General features: G+C 61.4%; 20 protein-coding genes and 1 pseudogene. 11 read left to right on the plus strand and 10 right to left on the minus strand.

Features of this window, described 5'->3' with window-relative positions; all coding sequences use genetic code 11:
- Positions 1–92: 92 nt before the first annotated feature.
- The gene (locus tag ABEG21_RS23410; RefSeq protein WP_347558961.1) at positions 93–599 is read left to right on the plus strand and encodes a hypothetical protein; all 507 of its coding nucleotides are present in this window, start codon (positions 93–95) and stop codon (positions 597–599) included.
- 94 nt (positions 600–693) lie between these two features.
- On the opposite strand, the gene ABEG21_RS23415 is transcribed toward ABEG21_RS23410, so the two are convergent.
- The 3 genes from ABEG21_RS23415 to imuA form a co-directional block, all read right to left on the minus strand.
- Positions 694–3,933, minus strand: coding sequence for an error-prone DNA polymerase (locus tag ABEG21_RS23415; RefSeq protein WP_347559073.1), 3,240 nt, complete (start codon positions 3,931–3,933; stop codon positions 694–696).
- Between the two features lie 84 nt (positions 3,934–4,017).
- The gene (locus tag ABEG21_RS23420) at positions 4,018–5,877 is read right to left on the minus strand and encodes a DNA polymerase Y family protein (RefSeq protein WP_347558962.1); all 1,860 of its coding nucleotides are present in this window, start codon (positions 5,875–5,877) and stop codon (positions 4,018–4,020) included.
- Positions 5,807–6,517 carry a translesion DNA synthesis-associated protein ImuA gene (imuA, locus tag ABEG21_RS23425; RefSeq protein ID WP_347558963.1) on the minus strand — a complete coding sequence of 237 codons (711 nt, stop codon included), beginning with the start codon at positions 6,515–6,517 and terminating at the stop codon, positions 5,807–5,809. Before imuA ends, ABEG21_RS23420 begins: the two co-directional genes overlap by 71 nt.
- A 371-nt stretch (positions 6,518–6,888) precedes the next feature.
- Here imuA and ugpB point away from each other — a divergent pair, with 371 nt between their 5' ends.
- Genes ugpB through ugpQ form a run of 5 tightly spaced genes read left to right on the plus strand, consistent with a single transcriptional unit; the run spans position 6,889 to position 12,113 of the window.
- On the plus strand, positions 6,889–8,229 hold the full coding sequence (gene ugpB, locus ABEG21_RS23430) for a sn-glycerol-3-phosphate ABC transporter substrate-binding protein UgpB (RefSeq protein WP_347558964.1): 1,341 nt from the start codon (positions 6,889–6,891) through the stop codon (positions 8,227–8,229).
- A gap of 1 nt (position 8,230) precedes the next feature.
- Positions 8,231–9,232 carry a sn-glycerol-3-phosphate ABC transporter permease UgpA gene (ugpA, locus tag ABEG21_RS23435; RefSeq protein WP_347558965.1) on the plus strand — a complete coding sequence of 334 codons (1,002 nt, stop codon included), beginning with the start codon at positions 8,231–8,233 and terminating at the stop codon, positions 9,230–9,232.
- On the plus strand, positions 9,229–10,074 hold the full coding sequence (ugpE, locus tag ABEG21_RS23440) for a sn-glycerol-3-phosphate ABC transporter permease UgpE (protein WP_347558966.1): 846 nt from the start codon (positions 9,229–9,231) through the stop codon (positions 10,072–10,074). The genes ugpA and ugpE overlap by 4 nt, the downstream gene beginning before the upstream one ends.
- Before the next feature lie 27 nt (positions 10,075–10,101).
- Positions 10,102–11,247: a sn-glycerol-3-phosphate import ATP-binding protein UgpC gene (locus ABEG21_RS23445; protein WP_347558967.1), complete on the plus strand. Its 1,146-nt coding sequence runs from the start codon at positions 10,102–10,104 to the stop codon at positions 11,245–11,247.
- A gap of 50 nt (positions 11,248–11,297) precedes the next feature.
- Positions 11,298–12,113 carry a glycerophosphodiester phosphodiesterase gene (gene ugpQ, locus ABEG21_RS23450; protein WP_347558968.1) on the plus strand — a complete coding sequence of 272 codons (816 nt, stop codon included), beginning with the start codon at positions 11,298–11,300 and terminating at the stop codon, positions 12,111–12,113.
- A gap of 21 nt (positions 12,114–12,134) precedes the next feature.
- Here the strand turns inward: ugpQ and ABEG21_RS23455 are convergent, their stop codons facing one another.
- The gene (locus ABEG21_RS23455; RefSeq protein WP_347558969.1) at positions 12,135–13,001 is read right to left on the minus strand and encodes a response regulator transcription factor; all 867 of its coding nucleotides are present in this window, start codon (positions 12,999–13,001) and stop codon (positions 12,135–12,137) included.
- A gap of 355 nt (positions 13,002–13,356) precedes the next feature.
- Between ABEG21_RS23455 and ABEG21_RS23460 the strand changes: the two genes are divergently transcribed.
- From ABEG21_RS23460 to ABEG21_RS23470, 3 genes and pseudogenes are all read left to right on the plus strand, one after another.
- Positions 13,357–14,070, plus strand: coding sequence for a DUF1345 domain-containing protein (locus ABEG21_RS23460; protein ID WP_347558970.1), 714 nt, complete (start codon positions 13,357–13,359; stop codon positions 14,068–14,070).
- Between the two features lie 343 nt (positions 14,071–14,413).
- Positions 14,414–14,833, plus strand: a pseudogene (locus ABEG21_RS23465) (PGDYG domain-containing protein); the annotation flags it as partial.
- Between the two features lie 95 nt (positions 14,834–14,928).
- Positions 14,929–15,942: a lysine exporter LysO family protein gene (locus ABEG21_RS23470; RefSeq protein WP_347558971.1), complete on the plus strand. Its 1,014-nt coding sequence runs from the start codon at positions 14,929–14,931 to the stop codon at positions 15,940–15,942.
- Positions 15,943–16,036: 94 nt separating this feature from the next.
- On the opposite strand, the gene sugE is transcribed toward ABEG21_RS23470, so the two are convergent.
- Positions 16,037–16,351, minus strand: coding sequence for a quaternary ammonium compound efflux SMR transporter SugE (gene sugE / locus ABEG21_RS23475; protein WP_347558972.1), 315 nt, complete (start codon positions 16,349–16,351; stop codon positions 16,037–16,039).
- A 246-nt stretch (positions 16,352–16,597) separates the two neighbouring features.
- Between sugE and ABEG21_RS23480 the strand changes: the two genes are divergently transcribed.
- A complete protein-coding gene (locus ABEG21_RS23480; RefSeq protein ID WP_347558973.1) occupies positions 16,598–18,754 on the plus strand; it encodes a phospholipase C, phosphocholine-specific in 2,157 nt (718 codons plus the stop codon).
- A 49-nt stretch (positions 18,755–18,803) separates the two neighbouring features.
- Here the strand turns inward: ABEG21_RS23480 and ABEG21_RS23485 are convergent, their stop codons facing one another.
- Genes ABEG21_RS23485 through ABEG21_RS23505 form a run of 5 tightly spaced genes read right to left on the minus strand, consistent with a single transcriptional unit; the run spans position 18,804 to position 24,535 of the window.
- Positions 18,804–20,444 (minus strand): efflux transporter outer membrane subunit, encoded by a 1,641-nt coding sequence (locus tag ABEG21_RS23485; protein WP_347558974.1) that lies wholly within the window; start codon positions 20,442–20,444, stop codon positions 18,804–18,806.
- Positions 20,441–21,616, minus strand: a complete 1,176-nt coding sequence (locus ABEG21_RS23490; RefSeq protein ID WP_347558975.1) for an efflux RND transporter periplasmic adaptor subunit — start codon at positions 21,614–21,616, stop codon at positions 20,441–20,443. The genes ABEG21_RS23485 and ABEG21_RS23490 overlap by 4 nt, the downstream gene beginning before the upstream one ends.
- Positions 21,617–21,620: 4 nt before the next feature.
- Positions 21,621–21,833, minus strand: a complete 213-nt coding sequence (locus ABEG21_RS23495; protein ID WP_347558976.1) for a DUF1656 domain-containing protein — start codon at positions 21,831–21,833, stop codon at positions 21,621–21,623.
- Positions 21,830–24,049, minus strand: coding sequence for an FUSC family protein (locus tag ABEG21_RS23500; RefSeq protein WP_347558977.1), 2,220 nt, complete (start codon positions 24,047–24,049; stop codon positions 21,830–21,832). The genes ABEG21_RS23495 and ABEG21_RS23500 overlap by 4 nt, the downstream gene beginning before the upstream one ends.
- Before the next feature lie 9 nt (positions 24,050–24,058).
- On the minus strand, positions 24,059–24,535 hold the full coding sequence (locus ABEG21_RS23505) for a MarR family transcriptional regulator (protein WP_347558978.1): 477 nt from the start codon (positions 24,533–24,535) through the stop codon (positions 24,059–24,061).
- A gap of 483 nt (positions 24,536–25,018) precedes the next feature.
- On the opposite strand from ABEG21_RS23505, the gene ABEG21_RS23510 reads away from it, so the two are divergent.
- Complete coding sequence (locus ABEG21_RS23510) at positions 25,019–25,507, plus strand: hypothetical protein (RefSeq protein ID WP_347558979.1); 489 nt, start codon at positions 25,019–25,021, stop codon at positions 25,505–25,507.
- Positions 25,508–25,538 lie beyond the last annotated feature (31 nt).

Consider the following 25,538-nt stretch of genomic DNA (forward strand, 5'->3'; position numbering starts at 1 on the left):
TGCACACCTGGCCATTCGGCCAGCTGGTGTTGATACGCCCTGGCTTGTACGCTGGGTGCATCAGAATAGCGCGCAGCGTGGAGAGGTGGCACATGGGGCAGTCAGGAGCGGTGCTGGTGCACGAAGATGCGGTAACGATGTCGATCGATCCGCCCGCCGTGCTTATTCCGCCGATGCCGGGGCCACTGGGGAAACTCGATGCGGGACACGGTGGGGCAGGTCAGGCTGTCGTTCGTATCGACGGGAGTCCGGTGTGTGTGCTGGGCGTTGAAACATCGGTGACGGCGGATGCGAAATATATGAAGCCGCCCTATGGGCTGTTGACGAGCGTGCCGCCTGGCGTGCCGGGCACGATGACGTTGACGGTGCAATCGGGAAGCATTGCGACGTCGGCGTTTGTGCGCATCGACGGCAAGGCGGTGTTATGGCGTGATGGCGGCACGCTGAAAGTCGAGGGGAAGGTAGAAAAGCTGGGCGCGGCGCAGTTTATTCCGCCGCCCCCTGCGCCGCCAAAACCGGAGCTCGACCCCACATCCCAATACAGTGGTTCCGGGACGATTTTGCGGACGAATCAGGCGTTCGTCACCGTGTCCGCATGAGGCACGCCGACGTGCGATGCGCGGAGTTAGAGCGGACGTGGCGACGTCGCGGATGAAAGACGACGCGTGCAGCCAGGTTTGTTCGCGACATCGCTCAACAAAAATTGCGGCTGACGGTCGGCAGGCCGCCCAACAGATCGGTCAGGTCGACAAAGCGTTGTGCAACCAGATGCCGAACCTCGCCTTGGCACTGCCAAGTGCCGTAGACGGCGACCAGTGATGCATTCAAGGCTTCGCGGCGCTGCTTTTCAAGCAGTCCGGGCCAGACGATCACATTGATCGAGCCGGTTTCGTCCTCGAGCGTCATGAACATCACGCCTTTTGCGGTGCCGGGCCGCTGCCTGACCGTTACGATCCCGCAACCCCGAGCGGCCCGTCCGTTTTTTAAACGGAACAGCTCGCTGGCGGCTTGTAGCTTACGTTCGCGCAATTGCGGGCGCAGCAAGGCGAGCGGGTGGCGTCCGAGGGTCAGGCCGATCGTCCGATAGTCGGCGACGATATGCTCGCCTTCGCTGGGAGGCGCGAAGGCCGGCGTTGCATCGTCGCTGAGTGCCTGACGCAAGAGGTCCGCTGTCTGGCCGTGGGCGCGAGGCGCCTCGATTGCGGCCGCGGGACGGGGGCCGAGCTGGCCCATTGCCTGCCATAGCGCTTGCCGTCGGTTGCCCACCAGGGGCAGTAAAGCATTGGCGGCGGCGAGCAGATGCAGATCGCGCCGGTCCAGGGCGGCGCGGTGCGCGAGATCGGCGACATCGGCAAAAGCGCGTACCGCGCGCGCTGTCTCGATGCGGCGCGCGCTGTCCTGGCTGAAACCGCGAATCAACGACAAGCCGAGCCGCACCGCCGGCCGATCGGTCGATGGAACAGGCGGATGCTGCTGATCGCCGTCAGGGGAGGAGACGTCGTCGTTGTCGGCATCGGCGGCCTCCAAGGTGCTGTCCCAGTCGCTGATCGTGACATCGACGGCCTGGATGCGTACGCCGTGCCGATGCGCGTCCTGCACCAGTTGCGAGGGGGAGTAGAACCCCATCGGCTGACTGTTCAGCATGGCGCAAAGAAACGCTTCGGGCTCATGGCATTTGAGCCAGGAACTGGCATAAACCAGCAATGCGAAACTGGCTGCATGGCTTTCCGGAAAGCCATATTCCCCAAAGCCCTGAATCTGCGCAAACAAGGCCTCGGCGAACTTGCGGTCGTAGTTGCGCGCCATCATGCCCTGCACGATGCGCTCGTAATAATGTTCGAGGCCGCCTTTGCGCTTCCACGCAGCCATCGCGCGTCGCAGGCTGTCCGCCTCATCAGCGCTGAAGCCGGCGGCGAGCATCGCCACCTGCATCACCTGCTCTTGAAAAATAGGCACGCCCAAGGTACGCGACAGTGCTGTTTTCATCTCTTCACTGGGATAAGTGACCGGTTCCAGCTTCTGCCGTCGTCGCAAATAGGGATGCACCATCCCCCCTTGTACCGGGCCGGGACGCACAATGGCCACCTCGATGACCAGGTCGTAGAATGTTTCGGGGCGCAGCCGGGGCAACATGCTCATCTGTGCCCGCGACTCGATCTGAAAGACGCCGATCGTGTCGGCCTTGCAAATCATGTCGTAGGTTGCTTTGTCCTCGGCCGGGATGTCCTGCATCTCGAACGGCTCGCCGCGGCGCGCCGACACCAAGGCCAGCGCGCGTCGGATCGCCGACAACATGCCCAGTGCCAAGATGTCGATCTTGAGCAAGCCGAGCGATTCCAGGTCGTCCTTATCCCATTGAATGACGCTGCGATCCGGCATTGCCGCGTTTTCAATCGGCACCAGTCGAGACAGCTTGCCCCGACTGATCACGAAACCACCACTATGCTGCGACAAATGTCTTGGAAACCCCAGCAATAGTGTTGCGAAATGGGCCCATTGCCGAATAATGGGTGCCTCCGGGTCCAGTCCTGAATCTCGAAACCGTTCCAGCAATTCGCTGCTGGAGTCGAACCATTGATGCGTCTTCGCGACGCGATCGACCAGGGCGGGGTCGATGCCGAGTGCCTTGCCGGCATCGCGCAAGGCACCGCGTGGCCGATAGGTCGAGATGGCGGCGGCAATGGCGGCGCGATGTCGACCGTATTTGCGATAGACGTATTGAATCACCTCTTCGCGGCGCTGATGCTCGAAGTCGACATCGATGTCCGGTGGTTCGTTGCGCTCCTTGCTGATGAAGCGCTCGAAGAGCATGCTGCTGCGTGCGGGGTCGACCTCGGTGATTCCCAGGCAATAGCAGACGGCGGAGTTCGCGGCGGAGCCCCGGCCCTGGCACAGGATGTTTTCATTGCGTGCGAAACGCACCAGGTCATAGACCGTCAGGAAATACGCTTCGTATTCCAGTTCGCCGATCAGGGCCAGTTCGTGTTCGATCTGCTCCTGGATCTTCAGTGGAATGCCGAGCGGGAAACGCCGACGCGCGCCGATATAGGTTTCCTGTCGGAGATAGACGGCGGGCGTGACGCCCGGTGGCACCAACTCGTCCGGATATTCGTATTTCAGATCGGAGAGCTTGAAGGTGCAGGCGTTGGCGACGCGCACCGTTTCCGCCAGTGCTCGCGCAGGATAGAGATTGGCCAGGCGCAGCCGCGAGCGCAGATGCGATTCGGCATTGGGGGAGAGCGCATAGCCGCATTCGGATACGGGGCGACTGACATGGATCGCGCTCAGCACATCGTGCAAAGGCTTGCGCGAGCGCACATGCATCGTCACGCCACCCAAAGCCACCATTGGGATGGCTGCCGCCGCCGCCGCCCGTTCCACGGTGCCGCGGTGCAGGTCGTCCATCGCGCGGGCGTGCAGTGTCAGACCGACCCAGGCGCGTCCGGGAAAGGTCTGCGCGATCCATTGGGCTTGTCCCGTCAGAATATCGTCGCCAGGTAAGGCCGGGTAGGTGGGGACGAGGATGGCGATGCAGTCCGGCATGCCGCGCAGGATGGCATGGGAGGACGCCGGTGAGGCGAGATCCTCGCGGGTCAGACGGTAATGGCCTTTGCCGGTACGGGTGCGGGCCAGCGTGATCAGTTCGGACAGATTGCCATAGCCTTCGCGATTGCACGCAAGCAGCACCAATTCGAGAGAAGGCGTCTGCGCGTCGTCGCTCACCAGCGTGAAAGTGGCGCCGACGATCAGCGGCAGGTCGGCTTTCTTTGCCTCGACATGCGCGCGCACGACGCCCGCCAACGAGCACTCGTCGGTGATCGCAAGCGCGCTATACCCCAGCTGCGCCGCGCGTTGCGCCAATTCTTCCGCATGAGATGCACCTCGTAAAAAAGAGAAATTCGAAAAACATTGCAGCTCCGCATAAGCGGGCATCGGCGTCCAGCCGGATAGCGGCAGAGACGTGTCGGGTGGTACGGCATCGGGCGGTGCCGGTGTCATCAGGTCGACCATCGGCATTCACCCAAAAAAACCATGGAGGAACCAGTGCGCTTCCTCCGCGGACGCGGTGTCAGGCATGGCGTCACGTCCGGATGGGCGTGCATCGGACGGCCGCCCGTTCGATCGGTTCGTGTCAGGGCCATCGGCCTGCGCCTCGGCCGGTTCATCGATTTGTCCGTCCGCCTGTTCGTCGGCCCGCGTCTTGACTTTTCTCCCCAGGCGCTCCCGAAAAATCCAATAGCAGGTGTGATCGTCGGCTTGCGCGACGAAGTAATCGCGCATCACCACGGCATCGTCCCACCAGCCCGATTCGATGCGTTCTCCTGGCGATACCAGGCGTAGCGAGCTGCCGTAGAACGGCCGATGTCGGCGCGTCATCAAGGGCAGTGGCGTGTCCAGCAGCCAGACCGGACGCGGCGTATGCTGCGCGATGCGGGCCCGCGCCGCCTCGGCGAGATTGCCGGCCTTGACGATCGATAAGGCAGGTGCCCCGGCGCGGCCTTTGCCCCCGCTTTCCGGCGTGCCGCGCGGGTCGCGCCGTCCCCACTGATTTGCTCTCTCCGGGCGATAGTCTTCCCGGTCGTGGCATTGCAGAACGTTGTCGATGCCGAGCCGCGCCTGTAGTAACTCGATCAAGCGACGATGATCGGCCGGGCTGCCAGCCGGCTCCGGAAACAGGCTGTTGCTCAACGGCTTGGCCGGTTCTACAGCGGTGGCCTGCAACCGTACCGCAATGACATGCGCCTCCAAACTGGTTTTGGCCAATCGCTCCCGCACCAGGCGCAATAGATGACTGTCATGCCAAGTGGGTTCGGCCAAAGCGATTTCGATCGGCGTCGGTGGGCGTGCTTCCCTTCCTCGCTCGTGTTCGAGCAGCAGCATGAAACGCGTCACCGCCCATTGACGGCTCGCGAGCCAACCCGTCAGCCGGCCGATCAACGTTGTTGCACCGGCAAAAATAAGGCTTGTGTCGTCGGCGCGGTCGGGCAAGGCTTGCTGTTGATCGAATTGTTCCGGTGTCGTGAGCCACTGGAACCCTTCCTCGGCCAGGCCCAGTGCGCGATCCAACGCCTCGACGAGCGCTTCGCCGCATCGCCGTTTGATGCCGGCACGGGGGAGGCGCCGCAGATCGTCGAGCGTCAGGCAGCCCAGACCGTGCAAACTGTCCACATGCGCCTGCGCTTCCGGCAGGAAAGGCAAGGGCAACTGGCCGAGTATCCGATCGAGGGAGCGCGGCGTACGGCGGATACCGATCGACATGCATGCCTCCTCCGGCATTGCCATCGGATGCAAAACGGTCATGCCACCGGCGCGCGCCAGCAATGCGGCAGCGGTACCGGTGGGGGCCAGGCTGAGACGGGCCGTCAGGCCGCTGGCGGTCAGCGTCGCGCGAATGCGTCGGCGCAGCGCACGGATGCCGCCGAACAGCCGCAGACTGGCCGAGATGTCGGCGACGATGAGCGGTGCGTCGATCGCTGCGCCGGCCTGTCCCCATGTCACCCCCTGCATCTGATTCTGCGCCGGCGTACTGCCGGCCTGCTGAGATGCACGCGCCCAGTCGAGCAGCGCGACTTGCGGCGTGTATTGCATTAACGCCAGGGCGACACCTTGCCAGGCATCGGCTTCGCGGAGCAGATCCCGTTCACGCAGCACCGCTTGCGCGGCAACCGTCAGCACGCCGCCGCGCTTCATCCCCAGGCGGACACCCGCCTGGCGCGCGGCGCGGCTCATCGCCACGACCCGGCCCTGTTCGAGCACGGCGAGCGGGATCGGCGAGCCGGTCGCGTCGGTGCCGCTAAGGGACGTTTCACTGGACCAGGTCGGCCGAAACACTTCGAGGGGCAGGTGCGGCAGAAAGACGCCGATCCAAAGACGCATGACGATTCAATAAAATAGGGGACGGCGATAAGGACAGGTCGAGGGACTGCTCGCTGGTGGGGCCGCGCCGCTTGATGAAGGTCACCGACAATCCTTCCGGCGCGGGCTGCAAAGCCAGCCGCAGCGGCGCGGGAGAGGTGCGATGCGCCGCGTTCAATGGGCGAAAGAGAAAGAACAGCGACGACGATGCCTGCGCGGCCATATGCAGCCGCCGCAATGCCTCCGGCCTGACAGGGTCCTGCCAGAACAGCAGGGCGCCACACCCCCCGGTGCGTAAAATCTGCTCCGCCGCCCATAAAGCATCCGCCGTCCGCGCGGCGCGCACCCAATGCCATTGCGCCAGCGGCAGTCCCCAATAATGGAAGGCCTGTTGATTCGGGATATGGGGCGGGCACAGCATCATCAAGGGACGCGCCGCGACGTTTTGCAATGCTGGCCGCAGCATTCGGAATTCGCCAATGCCTGCCTGCGGCAGCATCAATTCCGTCAAACTGCCCACGGGCCAGCCCCCACCGGGCAATTCGGCCGCCAGACGGCTATCCCCCGGATCCACGCAGGTTTGCCGTACCTGGGCGAGCTGGGAGGCACGCCATAAGGACGGGTGGATGGTTTCCGGATGCTGGAGCGCGGCGTTTTGCATGGCTCACCTTGATACTGTATGAATGTACAGTAGTATAGCGCGCCTATCGCAAAATACCAGAAACGATGCGCACCGCGGCCTCGCCACCACGTCACCACCCGGGCCCGATCCCCGTGCCTTGGGCCCTGAGCGGGGGAAAACGCCGAAACTTTCTGTCGGATAAGCGCAATGACCTCTCCTCGAGGAAACACCTTGCCGTTCCGGTAATACGCGACTTGTATCAATCATTCGGATTAATGCTAATCGCGGTGCGGACGAATGCCGGGTATTGTCGCCCCAGGCAATCATGTCAATTCAATGACGTAATGTTGCTGCAACAAATGCGCCCTACGATAACGTTTTCATTCCGATAGACGACAGGAGAACGCCCAATGCAACAATCGCCTCTGGCCCGAACGGTCAAGACGGTATGCGCCGCAGCAGCACTCACGTTGGGTGTGCTGGCGAGCGCTTCCGCCAATGCCGCGACCGATATTCCGTTCTGGCATGCGATGGAAGGTGCGCTGGGCGATCGTGTGAACGACATTGCGAAGGACTTCAATGCCTCGCAGAGCGACTATCACATCACGCCGGTCTATAAGGGCAGTTACGATCAGACGCTGGCAGCGGGCATCGCCGCCTATCGAAGCGGCAACGCGCCGGCGATTCTGCAGGTCTACGAAGTCGGAACGGCGACGATGATGCGGGCGAAGAGCGCGATCGTCCCGGTCTACGACGTGTTCAAGAATGCCGGTGTGCCATTAGACGAGGGTGCTTTCATTCCGACGATCTCCGGCTATTACAGCGACGCGAAAACCGGCCATCTGGTCTCGATGCCGTTCAACAGCTCCACTCCGGTCCTGTTCTACAACAAGGACGCGTTCCGCAAGGCCGGTCTGGATCCGAATCAACCGCCACGGACCTGGCCGGAGGTGGAGAAGGACGCGCTGGCGCTGCGCAGGGCGGGCCTGTCCTGCGGCTATGCGTCCGGCTGGCAGAGCTGGATCCAATTGGAGAACTACAGTGCCTGGCATGCCGCACCGTTTGCCTCGCGCAATAACGGTTTCGATGGCGACGATGCGGTGCTCGAATTCAACAAGCCGCTGCAGGTCGCACATATCGCCTTCTTGAAAAAGATGCAGAACGAAGGCGCGTTCAGCTATGTCGGCCGCCAGGACGAGCCCAACGCCAAGTTCTACAGTGGCGATTGCGGCATCACGACCAATTCGTCGGCCGCATTGGCGAATATCAAGAAGTACGCGAAGTTCGAATTCGGCAGCGGCACCTTGCCTTACGACCCAAGCGTCAAGGGTGCGCCTCAGAATGCGATCATCGGTGGCGCGAGCCTGTGGGTGATGGGCGGCAAGGATAAGAGCACGTATAAGGGCGTGGCCGAATTCCTGGCCTATCTGGCCAAGCCCGAGGTGGCGGCGAGGTGGCACCAGGATACCGGTTACCTGCCGGTGACGAAGGCCGCCTACGACCTGACGAAGGCGCAGGGTTTCTACAAAACGCACCCGGATAGCGAGACGGCGATCAAGCAGATGATGAACAAGCCGCCGTTGCCGTTCACCAAGGGATTGCGTCTGGGCAATATGCCGCAGATCCGTGTCGTGATCGACGAGGAACTGGAACAGGTCTGGGGCGGCACGAAGACGCCGCAAACGGCATTGGACTCAGCGGTTGCGCGCGGCAACGATCTGCTGCGTCGGTTCCAGAAATCCGGAAGCTGACGTGACGCAAGCGAACGAAGCGGCCTCGGTTTCCGCGTCATCGACGTCATCGTCGCCGTCGCCTTCTCCCCTCGCACCGACCACGCGAGGGGCGCTCGCCAAAGCGCGCGCCCGTGCGCATGCGGCGAATACGCCCTTCGGCGCGTCCTGGTTGCCTTATCTGCTGATTCTGCCGCAACTGGCCATCACCGCGATCTTCTTTTTGTGGCCGGCCGGCGAGGCTTTATGGCAATCCACGCAGGCGCAGGACGCATTCGGCCTATCCAGTAATTTTGTCGGTCTGCAAAACTTTACCGAGCTTTTTGCCGATCCACTCTACCTGGCATCGTTCAAGACCACGTTGTGGTTTTGCGCGATGGTCACGCTGGCAGGGCTGGCCATTGGCTTGCTCCTGGCCGTCTGTGCGGACCGTGTCGTGCGTGGGGGGCGGCTCTATCGTTCCTTGCTGATCTGGCCGTACGCCGTCGCGCCGGCGATCGCCGGTATTCTCTGGATGTTTCTGTTCAATCCGAGTATCGGCCTGATTGCGCACGCGCTGCAATCGCACGGGATCATCTGGAACCACGCGCTGAATGGCGGCCAGGCGATGTTCCTGGTGGTACTGGCGTCGGTATGGCAGCAGGTCAGTTATAACTTCTTGTTTTTCTATGCCGGACTGCAGGCGATTCCTCGTTCATTGATCGAGGCGGCCGCCATCGATGGTGCCGGACCGGTGCGACGCTTCTTCGGCATCGTCTTTCCCTTGCTCGCGCCCACGACCTTCTTTCTGCTGGTCGTCAACGTGGTCTATGCGTTTTTCGATACCTTCCCGGTCATCGATGCCACCACCGCCGGTGGACCGGCACAATCGACGCGCACCTTGATCTATAAGATCTATGCCGACGGTTTCCGCGGCCTCGATATCGGCAGTGCCGGTGCGCAATCGGTGGTACTGATGGTGATCGTCATCGGTTTGACCGTTTTTCAATTCCGCTTCATTGAACGCAAGGTGCAATACGTATGATCGAGCATCGGCGCGGATTTGATCTCTTCTGTCACGCGGTCCTGATCGTGGGGCTCGTGCTGATCGCCTTTCCGCTCTACATCGCGTTCACCGCTGCCACGATGAACGAAAGTGAAGTGTTCACGGTGCCGATGTCGCTGATTCCCAGCACGCATCTATTCGAAAACATCGCGCATGTCTGGACGCAGGGCACCGGCAATGCCACGGCGCCATTTGGGCATCTGCTGTTGAACAGCCTGGCGATGGCACTGGGCATCACGGCCGGTAAGATCGTCGTCTCGATCCTGTCCGCCTATGCGATCGTTTTCTTTCGCTTTCCGTTTCGCAATACCGCTTTCTGGCTGATCTTCATCACGTTGATGCTGCCGGTGGAGGTGCGGATCTTCCCGACGGTGCAAGTGGTGTCCACATTGCATCTGATGAATAGCTATGCGGGCTTGACGTTGCCGCTGATCGCATCGGCAACGGCCACTTTCCTGTTTCGACAGTTCTTCATGACTTTGCCGTCGGAATTGCTGGAAGCCGCGCGTATCGATGGTGCCGGCCCGATGCGCTGCTTCATCGACATCGTCCTGCCGTTGACGAAGACGACGATCGCCGCGCTGTTCGTCATTACCTTCATCTATGGATGGAATCAGTATCTATGGCCGATCCTGGTCGTCAACCAGAACGGATGGCAGACGGCGGTGGTCGGAATCAAACAGATGATCGGCATTGGTGACACGGCCACCGAATGGCATCTGGTGATGACCGCGACGCTGCTGGCGATGTTGCCGCCGCTGCTGGTCGTCATCGCAATGCAGCGCTGGTTTGTCCGCGGTCTCGTGGACACAGAGAAGTAGTCAAAAGACATCCAAAGGGAATTTCAGATGGCGGCATTGACGCTCAGAGGCGTACGTAAGACTTACGACGGACAGCAATATGTCTTGCATGGTATCGATGTCGATATCGCCGACGGCGAATTTGTCGTTCTGGTAGGGCCGTCGGGCTGCGGCAAGTCCACCTTGCTGAGGATGATTGCCGGTCTAGAAAGCGTGTCCGAAGGCGATATCTCGATCGGGGGCACCGTCGTCAACCGACACGAGCCGAAGGATCGCGGCATCGCGATGGTGTTTCAGAATTATGCGCTGTACCCCCATATGACGGTCGCGCAGAATATGGGATATGCGCTGAAAATCAGCGGGGTATCGCGCGACGACATCGCCCGTCGCGTGCAAGCGGCGGCACAGACGCTCGAACTGGACAGCCTGCTGGCGCGCACGCCGCGCGAACTGTCGGGCGGTCAGCGGCAGCGCGTGGCGATGGGCCGCGCCATCGTCCGCGAGCCGGCGGTCTTCCTGTTCGACGAGCCGCTGTCGAATCTCGACGCGCGGCTAAGGGTGCAGATGCGGCTCGAGATGCAGCGCCTGCACGCGCGTTTGAAAACCACCAGCGTCTACGTCACCCACGATCAGATCGAGGCGATGACGCTGGCGCAGCGCGTCATCGTCATGTATAAGGGCCGTGCCGAGCAGATCGGCACCCCGGCCGACGTCTATGATCGGCCGGCCAGTGTCTTCGTCGCCGGTTTCATCGGCTCGCCGGCGATGAATCTGATGGAGGGACGCGTTACCGATGATGGCCGCGCATTCGAGGTGCAGGATGGCGGTCCGGTCCTGATCTTCGACACGACGGCAAGGTCGATGTCATATGCCAGTCTTGCCGGGCGACGGTGTATCCTTGGCATCCGGCCCGAACATATGGCCTTGGCGTCCGCCTCATCCGAGCTATCGTATAAAACGGGGCAGTCGTCGACTGCCGCCTCGGCCGCACCGCCCGGCGCGACATTGCCGGTGGATGTGTGCGAGCGCACCGGCGCCGATAACCTGGCGCGCGGACGGTGGGGCGGTCATGATATTGCCGTACGCCTGCCGCATGACGTCACACCGGCACCCGGCGAACTGTTGCCGGTGACGCTGCCGGCGCATCGCCTGCATTTCTTCGATGCCGATAGCACGCGTCGAATCGAAGGATAGGGGCGCCGGACCGAACCTTGAACGCAACGCCGCATTCACGCCTTTTCGCCATGAAATCATCGTCTCCGTCTTCCTCTTCCGAGGTATCCTCCGCTGTTGGCGCATCGACTACGCCGTCGCATCGCTGGCCGTATCCGTCGATTGCCGCGCATCGCGGTGGCGGCGCGCTGGCACCGGAGAATACGTTGGAGGCAATCGACACCGGGGCCCGTCTCGGGCACCAGATGATCGAATTCGACGCGCGCTGCGGCGTCGACGATATCGTGTTTCTGCTGCATGACGATCAAGTCGAACGCACGACCAACGGCAGCGGCGACGCATCGACGTTGCCGTGGCATCGCTTGCAAACCTTGGACGCCGGTAGCTGGTTCGATGCCCGCTTTGCCGGCGCGCGTATTCCGACGCTCGGCGATGTCGCAGACCGATGTCTGGCACTCGGCCTGCATGCCAATGTCGAGATCAAACCCGGTCCTGGCTTGGAGCGGCATACCGGACAGGTGGTAGCGCGGGAGGTGCTGAGATACTGGAAGGGCAGCCCGGCCGCGCCGTTGTTGTCGTCTTTCTCATATGAAGCACTGGCGGCGGCCGCGGAAGTGGCGCCGCAGTTGCCTCGCGGGATGCTGTGCGGCAGCTGGTCCGATCCCTGGCGCGAGCAGACGCAGGCCTTGTCCTGCGTCTCGCTTCATATCCGCCACACCGAGTTGACGCAGGCGCGCGTTGCCGAGGTCAAGGCGGCCGGTTTGTGCTTGCTCGCTTACACGGTGAATGACCCGGCCCGGGCAGCGACGCTGCTGGAATGGGGCGTCGATACGATTTGTACCGATCGTATCGATCTCATCGGGCCGCGCTTCGCCACGCCAGGCTGAGCGACGCGACGCGGCCTGCCCTCAGCGTAATACGCTGGTGGCGGCACCCCATACCGGCAAGCTGCCGGCATTGTCGCGCATGACCGGCGCGGGCGCAGGGGCTGCTTCTTGAAGGTCGCCGTGGGTCTCGGCCGCATCGGCCATCCCGCCTGTCGCCGGGACGTTCAGCGTGTCCGCCGACAACGGGGCCAAAGCACTCTCGGCGGCCGCACGATCCGGCGACGACAGCCATTCTGCCTGGCCGCGCATTTCCCGTAGATAGACGAAGAACTCCACATTGCTCGATACGCCGAGTTTATGGAAAGCGCTGACTTTCTGGCGGCTGATCGTTTTCTTGCTGCGATGCAGTGTCGCCGCAATCTCATTGCCGGTCAGTCCCGACGAGAACAGGCGCAACACTTCGGCTTCACGCGGCGACAAACGTGTCTTGGTGGGGAGCCGTGACATCGCCTCGCAGCCGATCGTCTGACGAATCGTGCGCGACAGATAGCAACGGCCTTCCATGACGGTCTGGATGGCGTTGATCAGCTCGCCGGAGGCATCTGCCTTGCTGACAAGTCCGGACACCTCCATTCGTGCGATCGATCCCAGAACGCCGGCATTGTCGTGCATGGTCAGCACGATGATGCGCATGCTGGGAAGCAGCCGGCGTAAAGTAGACAACAAACGCAATCCGTCTTGCTGACGGCTGCCCGGCATCGAGAAGTCCGTGACCAGGACATCGCAGGGCGGTTGGTTCGCATCTTCCTGGCTTTTAAGGCAAGCCATCAATTCGTCGCAGCTGGTGGCAGTCGCGACGATGTCGATGTTTGGCATCGTGGCGCAGACATGCTCCACGCCCCTGAGAAAGAATGGGTGGTCGTCAGCTACTATCACTCGACAAGTCATGACTGCTCCATGATTGAAAAGGCGCTCTGGGAGCGCGGAGGACTGCAAGAAACGGCCTGACGTCGACGGATACGTCCGCGACGCCTGGAAGCATGAAAACAGACAAACCCCGTTGTATTACGACGTGGATCCTGACGTTTTGCGATCCGGCCTTGGGGAATGTCTCAATCAAGGCCATGTTGCCTACTTTGCGACGACGACGAAACGTGACTGGTCTCAATCCGACTGCTGCCCTGTGTCGCCAGTGCGCTGCGACGCTGTGTGATAGGGTGGTAAGGCAGTCGCATAAATAGCTGGAGCGGTGCGCTATGTGCCGGACATCCGCGCCTCTATTGCATCCTTCAAGGCATTCCTCATGCAGACCTACGTTCGCAGCTTGATACGCTTTCATCATCGCCTCTATGGTGCGATGGCCGTCGGTCTTGTTGCTGCCGCGCTAGCGCCCTCCCAGTGGCATGTGTTCGAGCGCGCACTGTTCGGTTGGAATGTCGGTCTATGGCTCTATCTGATCCTGTTGTGGACGATGATGTATCGCGCCGAGTCCGCCAGTCGACGCGTCGCGCTCGACAGTGAGGACGAAAGTGCTTCAACGGTGTTGGTGACGACATGTGTTGCCGCATTGGCCAGTATTGCCGCCATCGTGTTCGAACTGGGCACGGCCCATTCGGCGGCCGATGCGGCCCAGAAAGCCTTGCATCTCGCACTGTCGGGTTTTGCCTTGATCGGCGCATGGACGTTGTTGCCTACCGCGTTCACCGTGTACTACGCCCGCTTGTTCTACATGCATCATAGTTGGACCGATGCAAGCATGCCAAGATCCGGGGAGGGCATCGCTTCGCCTGCGAAATCGCAATTGCCTTTGCGTTTTCCGGATGACAAGTCTCATCCTGATTATGTCGATTTTGCCTACTTCGCCTTCACGATCGCTGTCGCGGCACAGACATCCGATGTCGCGGTCGCGGACTCCGCTACACGGCGTTTCACGCTGATCCAATCGGTGCTGGCTTTCTTTTTCAATCTGGCGATACTGGGTCTTTCGGTGAATGTGGCGGCCAGTTTATTGAGCTGAAATTCGCTTTGCGATGCCGACGCAACGACCGTAAAAAGCACCTTCGATGCCGTATCAGAAACATTTCTGCCGATGCGCGTCGCCATTTGGAAATGCCATTCCGACGCTTTGCTTCGGTGACGGCAGCCCATCTTCGTATTGTTGCGCCGCTCGGGCACCGGTGTTGCTGCCGTCCAGGTCAAGTAGGAGAGGGGACAGCGGTTAGAATGCGAACTGTCATCCCAATTTTTCGTCGATCGCAATGACCGCATCTGAAACGCCTCCCGATACCGCCCCCGTTAAGACGGTGGACCATGAGGTCGCTGTCCCTCCGGCAGGGGAACTCGCTCCGAACAATACTCGGATTCGACTGCAGGATGTCGATCTTCGCATCGATCCGCTGGCTACTGTTTTCGTCAAGGACGAGGTCGTCGGTGTCGTCTTTGCAAAGGCCCCGGGCACCTTGCTCAGCCTGGAAGGGCCGAACGCTTACGACATCGACGACGCCTTGGTGCAGGCCGCCAGCGGTGAGCGTTGGGTCGTCTCTCGCGCACGCTTCGACCCGAAGTATCTGCCTGCCGATGCGTCACTCCGCCATGGACATGACGGCGCGTATCGCAATCGCCCCGTACCGGTACTTGCCAAGCGCATGGACCAGCCGTTCACGATCGCGCGCAGCACTGGCGGCGATCATCTGCAGGGCGCGCCAGGCGACTGGCTCTTGCAATACGCGCCGGCCGATTACGGTGTCGTGCAACAGGCGCGATTTGCGCGGGTATATCGCGCCGTGCCGGATAAAGCCGACGCTAGGCCGGCCGATAGCACCGGGCAGCCTGAAGCGCCGCTGCGCGCCGCGGACGACACCGACGGATCCGAGGCATGACGGGTCTGTTTGCAATCGCGCCGATTCTTTTGGCGTTGCTCGTGGGATATATCGCTGGTCGCTTTGTGTCTTCGTATTGGCGCAGCAAAGTAGGCGGTTTGCTGGGACCGCTGGTGCTTGCCTTGCTGTTCTCCATCGGCCTCGCATTTGGGGGTGTTCTGCGCTCCGCCTCTCACGCGCGCGAAGCGCTGGGCACGGCACTGTGGCTGTCTGCATGGACGACGATGGCGTCCTGGGCCTTGATCGTATTGTCTGTTGCGATCTCGCGGCGCGGGCGTGACGGGACGCGCGACAAGACGGCACCGCAAGATGAAAGCCGCCACCTGGGCCAAGCCGCATCGACCGTGACGCCGCCCGCCATGCATTTGAACGGCGGCGATGCGCCGGCGCATGCGGCTGCACCCGGCTGGTGGGCGCCGACGAGAGAGTGTGGCATGGCACTGGCGATGGTTGCCGCCGGCGTGCTGGTGAACGTGTTTTGCACCCGTCAGGGTATTGCCCTTCCGTCGGACCTGAGCACGATATTGCTGCTCGTGCTGGTGGGCATCGTCGGCATGGAGTTGTCGGCAATCGCAATCGATGCCCGCTGGTGGTCCAGGCAGGTCCTGGCCGTGCCGTTGCTGGTCATCGCCGGCTCCTTGTTAGGGGGAACGATAGCAGGGGCCCTCACGTCCTTGCCGTTTTCGACGGTGTGGGCGCTATCGAGCGGTTTTGGTTGGTTTACCTTATCGGGCGTGATGATCGGCCAGCATCTAGGCGCGCAATGGGGCGCGGTCGCCCTGCTGACGGACCTGTTTCGGGAGCTGATGTCGGTGGTGCTGCTCTATCTGTTCGGGCGCCGCTTTGCACGAGCCTGTATCGGCGCCAGCGCCGCGACGGCGTTGGATACCACTTTGCCGATCATCAAGCAACATTGCGCACCGATACATTGGCCTACCGCCGTGGTCAGCGGCTTCGTGCTCAGCCTTGCGGCACCGCTGATGATGACGCTGTTTCTGTGGCGAGCTTAACCCCGGCGCGATAACGAAAAGAGGCGCTCGCCAATGAGACGAGGCCAGGTCCTTTATCGAAGCAAGTCTCACTTGAACGTCTGCGATACGCGCATCACGCCGCGAGCTTAAGACCCACGATTCCCGCCACCAGCAGGGTGAGACTGACAATCCGACCAATCGTCACGGCCTCGCCGAACAGCACGATGCCCAGGGCAGCGGTTCCTACGGCACCGATCCCGACCCATATCGCATAGGCGGTCCCGACTGGCAGCGATCGCATGGCGACACTTAATAAATAGAAACTGCCGGCCGCGACGACGATCGTGCCGACGCTCGGCCATAGTCGTGTAAAGCCCTCGGTGTATTTGAGACCGATCGCCCATCCCATTTCGAGCAATCCCGCGATACAGAGAATCAGCCAGTTCATAACGGCTCCTTTCCAGTTCAATGGGGCCGTCCCCGGAAAACACATTGCAACACGGTCGTCCGCGTTACGTCGTGCCGAAACCCGCAGTATATCGTAATGAAAACGAAAGCATGGGCGAAGTAAAAGCGAAGCGATGCTAGCCGGCTAGCGCTATTTCATCAATCCGACTTTTTCCAGCGGCACACTCAGCCGCGCCGGACCTTTCATCCCCTTTCCGGTTTCCTTCTAAAAATGGCAGATATTACGATGACGACCTCCCCGAAGTCAGGTAACAGCCGTCGCCGCTTTCTCCAGTCCGTCGCCGGCTCAGCCGGTGCCGCAGCGGCCCTTTCCGTCTTACCCGAATCGATCCGTACCGCCTTGGCCATTCCTGCCGCGTCGCGTACCGGCACGATCCAGGACATCGAACATATCGTCGTCTTCATGCAGGAGAACCGATCCTTCGACCACTATATGGGCCACCTGCGCGGCGTACGCGGTTATAACGATCGCTTTCCGATTCCGTTGCCGAATGGTAAGCCGGTCTGGTATCAACCGTCGCAAGCCGATGCCTCGCAGCCGGTGCTGCCTTTCCATCTGGACACGCACACGACCAGCGCGCAGTGCGTGGGCGACCTCGATCACTCGTGGGCCGCGACGCATGCCGCCATCGACGCCGGCCGCTACGATCAGTGGCCGGCCAATAAGACCGATATGACGATGGGCTATCACCTACGCGCGGATTTGCCGTTTCACTACGCGCTTGCCGATGCGTTCACCGTCTGCGATGCCTATTTCTGCTCGCTACCGGGTCCGACCCATCCGAACCGCGCTTATCTGATGAGCGGTACTGTCGATCCGACCGGCAAGTATGGTGGTCCGCTGCTGGACAACAACGACTATGTCGATGGCGACGTGCCGCCGCAATACCAATTGCTGTCGTGGACGACCTATCCGGAACGCTTGGAAGCGGCGGGCATCAATTGGCAAATTTACCAGCAAGGCCTCACCGGCGCGGATCCGTTGAATGGCAACTACGGCACGAACATCCTGCAGAACTTCGCCAACATCATCAATGCGCCACAAGGCTCGTCGCTGCAACAACGTGCAAACAGCGTGCGGACGCTGGACGACCTCAAGGCCGACGTACAGGCAAACAAGTTACCGCAGGTGTCCTGGCTTCTGCCGCCCGCCGCCTACTCCGAACATCCGAAGTACACGCCGGCCTACGGCGCGGAATATACGTCGAAGGTGCTCGATGCATTGACCTCGAATCCGGACGTCTGGAGCAAGACGGTTCTCTTCATCATGTACGACGAGAACGACGGCTTCTTCGATCACGTCGTGCCGCCGCAGCCGCCGATTTCGGCCGCGCAAGGGCAGTCGACGGTGACGACAGAGGGTGAGCTTCACACCGTCGTCAACCCGGCACGCGGTGGAAGCTATACCGCGGACGGATTACCGTATGGACTGGGACCGCGCGTGCCGATGACGATCGTTTCACCGTGGACGAAGGGGGGCTTCGTCTGTTCCGAAGTATTCGATCACACGTCGGTGATCCGATTCATCGAGCAGCGTTTTGGTGTGCGCGAGCCGAACATCACCCCTTGGCGTCGTGCCGTGTGCGGTGACTTGACATCGGCGTTCGATTTTCGCACGCCGGACGCGTCGATGCCGTCCTTGCCCGATACCAGCCAATATATGTCGATCGCGGACCAGCAATGCGCCTCGCAACCGGCGCCCACGGTGCCGGCAACGCCGGGCTCGATCGATCCGCAGGAACCCGGTGTGCGCTTTGCCCGTGCTTTGCCGTACGAGCTCCATGTGCATGACGATGTTTCGCCGCGCGACAATCGTCTGACATTGCAGTTCGCCAATACCGGTAAGGTCGGGGCGCATTTCTATGTGTATGCGCCGAACCGCAATGACGGCCCCTGGAGCTATACGGTGGAAGCGGGCAAATCGTTGAGCGCATCCTTCGACCTGAGCGTATCCGGCGGCGCCTATCACTTCGTCGTCTACGGTCCGAACGGCTTTGTCAGACAATTCGACGGTCTGGCGCAAGGTTCGGGCGCGTCTGCGACCAAGGGACATGGATGGGGCTTCGGTCGTATCGCCCTGCGGGTGCAGTACGAGAGCCGCGAAGGTAGCCTGATCTTGCGCTTGAACAACCCTGGTAGCGGTGTCGCGCGCCTGATGATCAACGACAACGCCTATGGCGCGCGCCCGCGCGGCCTCGAACTGCACCCCGGCGCCAATACGGTGGTGCCGTGGGAACTGTCGAGCAGCCATCGTTGGTACGATCTCAGCGTCACCGACCGCGACGAGGACCGCTTCCTGCGGCGCGTGGCGGGGCATGTCGAAACCGGGCGCCCGACGGTAACGGACCCGGCCGCTGTCGCACCGGTGCGTTCGCTGGCTTGATACTAGCGGCCGACACGGGTACGCCTGGCCTCTCTTTCGAGGCCAGGTATCAAGGCGCCGGGCTGGCGACAGACGATGTCGCCGTTACCGGCGCGGTGGACACGCCTGCCGTGGCAGGGTCCGTTGCGGCCGCGTTAGCCTTCGCATCGCGCCCGGCAAGGGGTATCCCCTGATCTGCTTGCCAACCACCGCCCAGCGCCAGGAAAACAGCGACCTGATCCTGCGCCACCTTGCCGCGCACGGCAGCCACTTGCGACTCGACAGAGGTCAGCGTTCGCGTGGCTTCCAGATCGGCCAGGAACGATTCTCGACCCGCCAGATAGAAGCGATGCGTCTGTTCGCGTGATTGTCGCGCGGAGGTCAAGGCATCTTCCAGCGCTTGTAAGCGACCCAGATCGCCGGCATACGTTGCAAGCCGCGTCTGCGTTTCGCGCAGCGCATTCAGCACGACCTTATCGAATTCCGCCAGCGAGACATCGGCGCCGGCACGTGCCTCGCGAATCCGTCCACGCACGCCGTTCGCCGGCAGTTCCCAACTGATCATCGGGCCGAAGCTCCAACGCTGCGTCGGGGTACGGAAGGAGTCTTCCAGCACGCCGGTTACGCCGGCGCTCGCACCAAAGGTGATGTTCGGATACAGGCCCCCGATCGCCACGCCGATCTTGGCCGTGGCCGCGGCCAACTCGCGTTCCGCACGGCGGACGTCCGGGCGACGGCGCAGCAAGGCCGCGCCGTCTCCAACGGGCAACGGCGTCAGAATACGCGGCGTTTCCCGGCACGCATCGATCGTCTTCGGCAACGCGTCCGGTGACACGCCCAACAGCGCGGCCAGCGTGTAATGTGCGATGCGTCGCTGTGCGGCGAACTGGGGCAACTGCGCGCGCAGCGTTTCCTGCTGTGTGACCGAGCGCGTGACGTTCGGCTGAGCGCCGCGACCGGCATCACGCAAGCGGCGTTCGAGCTGCGTCGACTGGTCTTGCAAATCCAGCGACTTCAATGCGATATCTTCCTGCTCGGTCGCATCGCATGATTCGAGATAGGCCTGCACGACCTGCGACACGACGGTGATCCGCGCGGTATCGCCGGCCGCACGTACGGCATCGACATTGGCATCGGCGGCTTCCACGCCGCGCTTCAGCACGCCGAACAGGTCGAACTGATAGGACACCGAGAGCCCGAAATTGCTTTCGTTCGTGACCGGCAGCTTCTCGGTCAGCAAGTATTGCTGGGCCGATTCCTGTGCGCGCTTGGCAGCTAGATCCAGACTGCCGCCAAAGCCACCTTGCGCCTGTGCCACGTTCAACACCGCACTGGCGCGGGCGAGATTGGCGGCGGCCACGCGCAGATCGACATTGCGTTGCAAGGCCTGCTCGATCAGCCCGTTCAGGACCGGATCGTCGTACAACTTCCACCAGTCGTTCGGCACGGGGTCCGCGCTTGCGGCGCGCGCGACGGTCGCCGTAGCGTGAATATCGTGCTCGGTTTCCACCAGCGGGCGGTTTGCCAGCGGTTGATTGATCAGCGCAGTCGGCGGAACCTTGTAATTCGGTCCTACCGTGCAGCCGCCAAGCACTGCCACGGCCAAGGCGGCAGGCGCCAGCCGCCGAGCCCAGCGGCCCGTCGAATGTGCCGAACGCGACACTGCAGTGACGCGTCCGTCCCCTTTGGCAGGACGTGTTTCGGGATTCATCGCGCACCTGCCTGCGATGCGTTGCCGGCCATGCCTGCGCCGCTACCGGCCAGCGCATTGGCTGCGGCCGTACCGGGTCGTCCCTGCGTCGGGGGCACCGACATATCGCCACTGACCGAACCCGGAGGGAGGACCACCTCATCGGAGGCGGCCGAAGCCGTCTGCGCGCGCGCCACGCCGGTATCCGAGGCTGGCGACCATGGGCTGGACGCCGCATCGATCGATGTGGCCGGTGCCGGATGGAGCGGCGAGCCGTGTACCACGTCGGCGGCATCGATCGATACCGTCGCGGTCCGGCCCGCGATCAAGCGGACATTTGCCGGCACGTCGTCGATCTGGATACGCACCGGAATCCGCTGCGCCAGACGCACCCAGCTGAACGACGGGTTGACGTTCGGGAGGAGGTTGGAGCCCACCGAGCGGTCGCGGTCGGCAATGGCGGCGGCGATACTGGTCACATGACCATGCAGCAACGTATTCTGACCCATCAAGTGAATCGTCACGTGCTGACCGATCGCAATGCTCGGCATCTTCGTTTCTTCGAAATAGCCGTCCACCCGATAGGAGTTGGCATCGACAACGGACAGCACCGCATGACCGGCCGTGACGAACTCGCCTGCACGCGGGGCACGATCGTTCATGAAGCCGTCGACCGGGCTGACGATGACGGTCCGTTCGAGGTTCAACTGCGCGGTGCCGACCGCCACTTCGGCAGCGGCCAGTGCGGCCTGCGCGGCATTCAAAGCAGCTTCGCCGGCCTGAACCTTCGATTGACTTTCTTCATAGGTCTCGCGCGATACCAAATCGCCGAGCGACTTGTTGCGCCCCGATTCGCGACGCATCTGCGCGAGTGTCGCATTGCGTTCGGCCACCGCGGCACGCTGCTGTGCGACCGTCGATTGCGCTTGGGCCAGCGCCAACTTGAAGCGTGCCTGATCGATGACGAACAAGACCTGGCCCTTATGGACCGTTTGGTTGTCGGTCACGGTGACTCTGTCGATCAGGCCCGTGACGTCCGGTGCCACCTCGACGATATCGGCCTGTACATGGCCGTCACGCGTCCAGGGCGCGAACATGTAATAGCGGACCAAGCGCCATACGACCAGAGCGGCGATGACGACAACCACGATGGTCAGGACCACCCGACCGACGGTAGCGAGTTTGAGTTTCAATTGATCAACCGGTTCGGAACATATACGAAACATAGACGACGAGTCCGAGCAGGATCACGTAGATCCCGAGATCGAACACGGAGCGGTGCCATACACGTCGATAGACGCCAAGTCGCGCGAACACCATTGAGCAGATGCGCAATAGGCCGTACGTGAGCAGCATCCACACCAGCAATTCCGGGACAAAAACCCCGTAGATATCGAATTCGCCGATCATGCGGATTTCTCATTGGTAGCAGCCGCCTGCGTTGCCAAGGCGGCTGGGAACAGCGATAAACGTAAGCCCACCAGCGCGTGCAACGCGCCGAGTGTCTGTTCGGCATCGGTCGAGGCAGCGACATTGCCCCCGGAGGCGCGGCGGGTCGCATTCGGATTGGCGGCCAGCGCGGCATCGATCCGTTCGGCCAACTCGGGCGGAGGCGGCAGGCGGCGACGCTGCTCGATGCATTGTTGAAAATACTGACGGATGCCGGAAAGTACGCGGTCGATCGGCATGCGCAGATCCTCGCGCAGGGTGCGGCGGATCTGTTGCAGATCCAGTGCATTCAGGCCGATGCGTAGGTCGCGAAAACTCTCGATGGAAGGGTGATGATGGTCGTCCGATGCGCTCAGGCGCGGCAGCAATTGCATCAAGCGATCAAGCATCTTCGACGCCATATTATTCTGCGCGGCGATGGCATGCGGCGACGCCGCGATGACTACATCCGCCCAGCCGGAGCGCGTCAGTCGCGCCGCGGCCAATTCCGCGCCGAACGGTCGCGTGACGCGCACGAACAGGAAGGCGAACAACAGACCTGCACAGCCGGCACTATTGCTGTTGATGAAGGTCAGGAAGTTTGCATCGTAGGCGCTCTGGATGCTCATGAACGTGGCGGTGTTCACCGCTGTCAACATGGTTGCGAGCATGAACCGCGGTTGCGGAATCAAGGTGCCGACGCAGATGAAGGGCACCGCGAATAAAACGACGAGCATGGGGAAATCATGCACATTCGGCAGCACGGCAAACAGATAAACGCCGGCGAGCACCGTCGCCACACATGTCCAGATGAAGAATCCCATCACTTGCGGGGCCGGCGAATCCAACGCCGCGAAGAAGCTGCAGGACACCGCAACCAGGGTCACCGCGCCCGCACCATCGGCCCATCCGGTGAAGATCCAGACGAGGCAGGCTGCGACGGTGGCGCCGACCGCGGGGAAAACCGACAAAAAAGACATCGTCAGATCGACGTGGCGCTCCGACCCGCCGAGCCGCCAGTGTCGTAGTTTGGGTACCCAGCCACGGCGCGGCTCCGTTTCGATCAGTTCTCGCAATGTCCGGCAGTCCTGCCACAGATCGATCAACAAGCGGAGGCGCCATAGCAAAGACGACAGCAATGCCCGATCCCAGTCGGGATTCCGGTAGGGTTCCTCTCCAATCTTTTCCGCGGCGGATGCAGTCTGCGCCTCGGCATCGTTGCTGGCCGCATCCCGGGCGAGACCGGCAGACACGCTGTTTTGGCGATTCGTGATCGCGCCAGTCGCGTCGCTCTCAGGCGGCGAAATATAGTGGGGTTCGAGGCCGGTCAATCGATTGCGCAGCGCATCTGCCGTTGCATCACGTGTCGTCCCATCCTTGCTTTCGAGCCATTCGACCAAGTCGACGATCAAGGCCTCGAGTGCTGGCGGTGCGGCGTCATGCGCTCTGAGCGCCGCCAAGGGGTCGCCCAGCGCCGAAGCGATCGGCAAAAGAAGTGACATCCGCCCACGCAACGATTTGGCACGTTCCATCAGACCAGGATTCGTGTTGTCGTAGCTGAGTTGGCTCAACAGTAACTCGAGACCGTTGACGGAGGCTGCAAGCCGCTGACGCAATGCGGAAAGATCCTTGCCGACGACACGTCCTTTCAACGTTTCCCGCATATAGTTGACGGAGTCGTTGAACCAGGCGCCGGTCCGCTCTCCCAGGCTCGGACCGAGTCGACTCGGGAATAAGGTCGTATTGACCACCGTGGCACACATGATGCCGAGCAAAATCTCCTCGGATCGTGCTACCGCCACATCGAATACCGTATTCGGATCATTGACGGTGGGGAAGGCGATCAGCGGCAGTGTGTAGCCGGCCAGCATGAACACGTAGTTGCGTGCCGTGCGGTCCTGCAGCGCCAAGAAGAGAAAGGTCCCGGTCCAGCAGGCAACCGCGAGCGACAGCACGAGCGGCATCTCGACCAGCGGCGGTACGAGCAGGACGGCTCCGGCCGCGCCGAGCAATGTCCCCAGTCCACGGTACAAACCCTTGGAGCGGGTGGCGCCGACGAATGGGTTGGATACGATGTAGACAGAAGCCATTGCCCAGTAGGGACGTGGCAATTCGAAGTACAAGGCCAGATACAGCGCGAGCATTGCCGCTATAAATGTCTTGATAGAAAAAAGCCAGTCTTTCCAGGTCGGCGCCATGTTACGGGGTCAGGAAGCGGAGGAGGCGCCGACGGCGCTTGAAAAACGACGCATCACGCGTAGCGCCGTATGCAGTTCGTCGTCGGAGAAGTCTTCTAGCACCGATGCGCGCAGCTGCGCCAGATGGCCTTCGAGCTGATGCGCGAGTTGGACACCATTTTCGGTCAGCGAAACGATTTTTGCACGTCCATCGGCAGGATCGTCGTCTCGGCGCGCCAGTTGCTGTGTGCAAAGCTGGTCCAGCAGACGTACCAATGAGGGTCCTTCGATGCCGAGTTCATGGGCAAGCGTCACCTGACGCACGCCCTCGTTGCCAAGGCGTCCGATCATGACCAATGGCAATGCCGCCGAACTCGAGAGCCCGAAGCCGCTTAGCGCGTTATCTGCCGTTTTGCGCCAGGCGCGCGCCGACAGCACCAGTTCACTGCTTACAGCGAGATGAACTTGTTGCTGAGCGGAAAGCGGCGGTGCGGCGTTTTTTGACATGGCAGGAGTATAGCAACCGTTCGTTAGCCAGCTAATGATATTTTCAGCATAAGACTGTTGTGCAAACGAGGGTCAATCGAAAGGAAAGCAGGGTAAAGACGGGATCCGGACCGCTCGCAGCGGAAGCCTGCACCGATGTGCTGAGGCGGTCGGCGTAATATCTTGTATGTGTGTGCCTAGGCAATAAAACGAAATCCTTGGCAGATCCCTATGCCGGTTGGCTTATTCTGCTGCAAAGCGCGGGTTTTACCGGCAAAACGGGTGTCAAGGCGCGGTTGGAATGCTAGTGTTCGCACTTGAGCGCGATGCGGTTGGACATCTCGCGCAATTGCTGCGATCAGTACCGGATCAGGCGGTGCAAATAGAAGGTGGGCGATCATGGGGTTACATAGGACGGCAGGTTTCGCTGAACGGAATGGGTCATCGCAATTGGCACAGTCTTTGAGTGAGTTCAGCAATTCTGTGTATCTGCAATTATCAGGAATGCAGAAAGATATCGGCCTCATTCTCGGGGGGCTCGAACATCTGGGTGCCAGCGTCAAGCGCCTCGAGACGCGAATCGATAACGTCGAAACAACGTTAAGTGCCCGCATCGACAATGTGGAAACAAAGTTAAGTGCGCGTATTGACGATGTCGAAACAAAGTTGACTGCGCGTATCGATGACGTGGAAACAAAGTTGACTGCGCGCATCGATGACGTGGAAACAAAGTTGACTGCACGTATCGATGATGTCGAAACAAAGTTGAGCACGCGTATCGATGACGTCGAGACGAAGTTGGTCGCACGGATCGATTCAGTGGACATGAAGCTAACGGGGCGAATCGATACTTTGGACAAAGACGTCAAGTCCCATAAGCGCTTGGTATTGCTCGTTACGGGCGGACTGGGCGCTGTCGCCGTGCTGGCGACGAATGCGCAAATCATTTTCGATATTTTGGTGCGCTTGGGCTTGCTGCGGCAGTCCGTGTAAAGGAGCCATTGCCCGGGCACCTTCGCTAAAG

The sequence above is a fragment of the Robbsia sp. KACC 23696 genome (assembly GCF_039852015.1).
Taxonomy (GTDB): domain Bacteria; phylum Pseudomonadota; class Gammaproteobacteria; order Burkholderiales; family Burkholderiaceae; genus Robbsia.

Excerpts from the sequence above, each read along its gene's own strand:
- ABEG21_RS23485 (WP_347558974.1), bottom strand. The coding sequence starts at position 20,444 with ATGAATCCCGAAACACGTCCTGCCAAAGGGGACGGACGCGTCACTGCA.
- ABEG21_RS23500 (WP_347558977.1), bottom strand. The coding sequence starts at position 24,049 with ATGGCGCCGACCTGGAAAGACTGGCTTTTTTCTATCAAGACATTTATA.
- ABEG21_RS23410 (WP_347558961.1), top strand. The coding sequence starts at position 93 with ATGGGGCAGTCAGGAGCGGTGCTGGTGCACGAAGATGCGGTAACGATG.
- ABEG21_RS23505 (WP_347558978.1), bottom strand. The coding sequence starts at position 24,535 with ATGTCAAAAAACGCCGCACCGCCGCTTTCCGCTCAGCAACAAGTTCAT.
- sugE (WP_347558972.1), bottom strand. The coding sequence starts at position 16,351 with ATGAACTGGCTGATTCTCTGTATCGCGGGATTGCTCGAAATGGGATGG.
- imuA (WP_347558963.1), bottom strand. The coding sequence starts at position 6,517 with ATGCAAAACGCCGCGCTCCAGCATCCGGAAACCATCCACCCGTCCTTA.
- ABEG21_RS23420 (WP_347558962.1), bottom strand. The coding sequence starts at position 5,877 with ATGCGTCTTTGGATCGGCGTCTTTCTGCCGCACCTGCCCCTCGAAGTG.
- ABEG21_RS23480 (WP_347558973.1), top strand. The coding sequence starts at position 16,598 with ATGACGACCTCCCCGAAGTCAGGTAACAGCCGTCGCCGCTTTCTCCAG.
- ABEG21_RS23470 (WP_347558971.1), top strand. The coding sequence starts at position 14,929 with ATGACGGGTCTGTTTGCAATCGCGCCGATTCTTTTGGCGTTGCTCGTG.
- ABEG21_RS23460 (WP_347558970.1), top strand. The coding sequence starts at position 13,357 with ATGCAGACCTACGTTCGCAGCTTGATACGCTTTCATCATCGCCTCTAT.
- ABEG21_RS23455 (WP_347558969.1), bottom strand. The coding sequence starts at position 13,001 with ATGACTTGTCGAGTGATAGTAGCTGACGACCACCCATTCTTTCTCAGG.
- ugpQ (WP_347558968.1), top strand. The coding sequence starts at position 11,298 with ATGAAATCATCGTCTCCGTCTTCCTCTTCCGAGGTATCCTCCGCTGTT.
- ugpB (WP_347558964.1), top strand. The coding sequence starts at position 6,889 with ATGCAACAATCGCCTCTGGCCCGAACGGTCAAGACGGTATGCGCCGCA.
- ABEG21_RS23495 (WP_347558976.1), bottom strand. The coding sequence starts at position 21,833 with ATGATCGGCGAATTCGATATCTACGGGGTTTTTGTCCCGGAATTGCTG.
- ABEG21_RS23445 (WP_347558967.1), top strand. The coding sequence starts at position 10,102 with ATGGCGGCATTGACGCTCAGAGGCGTACGTAAGACTTACGACGGACAG.
- ABEG21_RS23415 (WP_347559073.1), bottom strand. The coding sequence starts at position 3,933 with ATGCCCGCTTATGCGGAGCTGCAATGTTTTTCGAATTTCTCTTTTTTA.
- ABEG21_RS23510 (WP_347558979.1), top strand. The coding sequence starts at position 25,019 with ATGCAGAAAGATATCGGCCTCATTCTCGGGGGGCTCGAACATCTGGGT.
- ugpE (WP_347558966.1), top strand. The coding sequence starts at position 9,229 with ATGATCGAGCATCGGCGCGGATTTGATCTCTTCTGTCACGCGGTCCTG.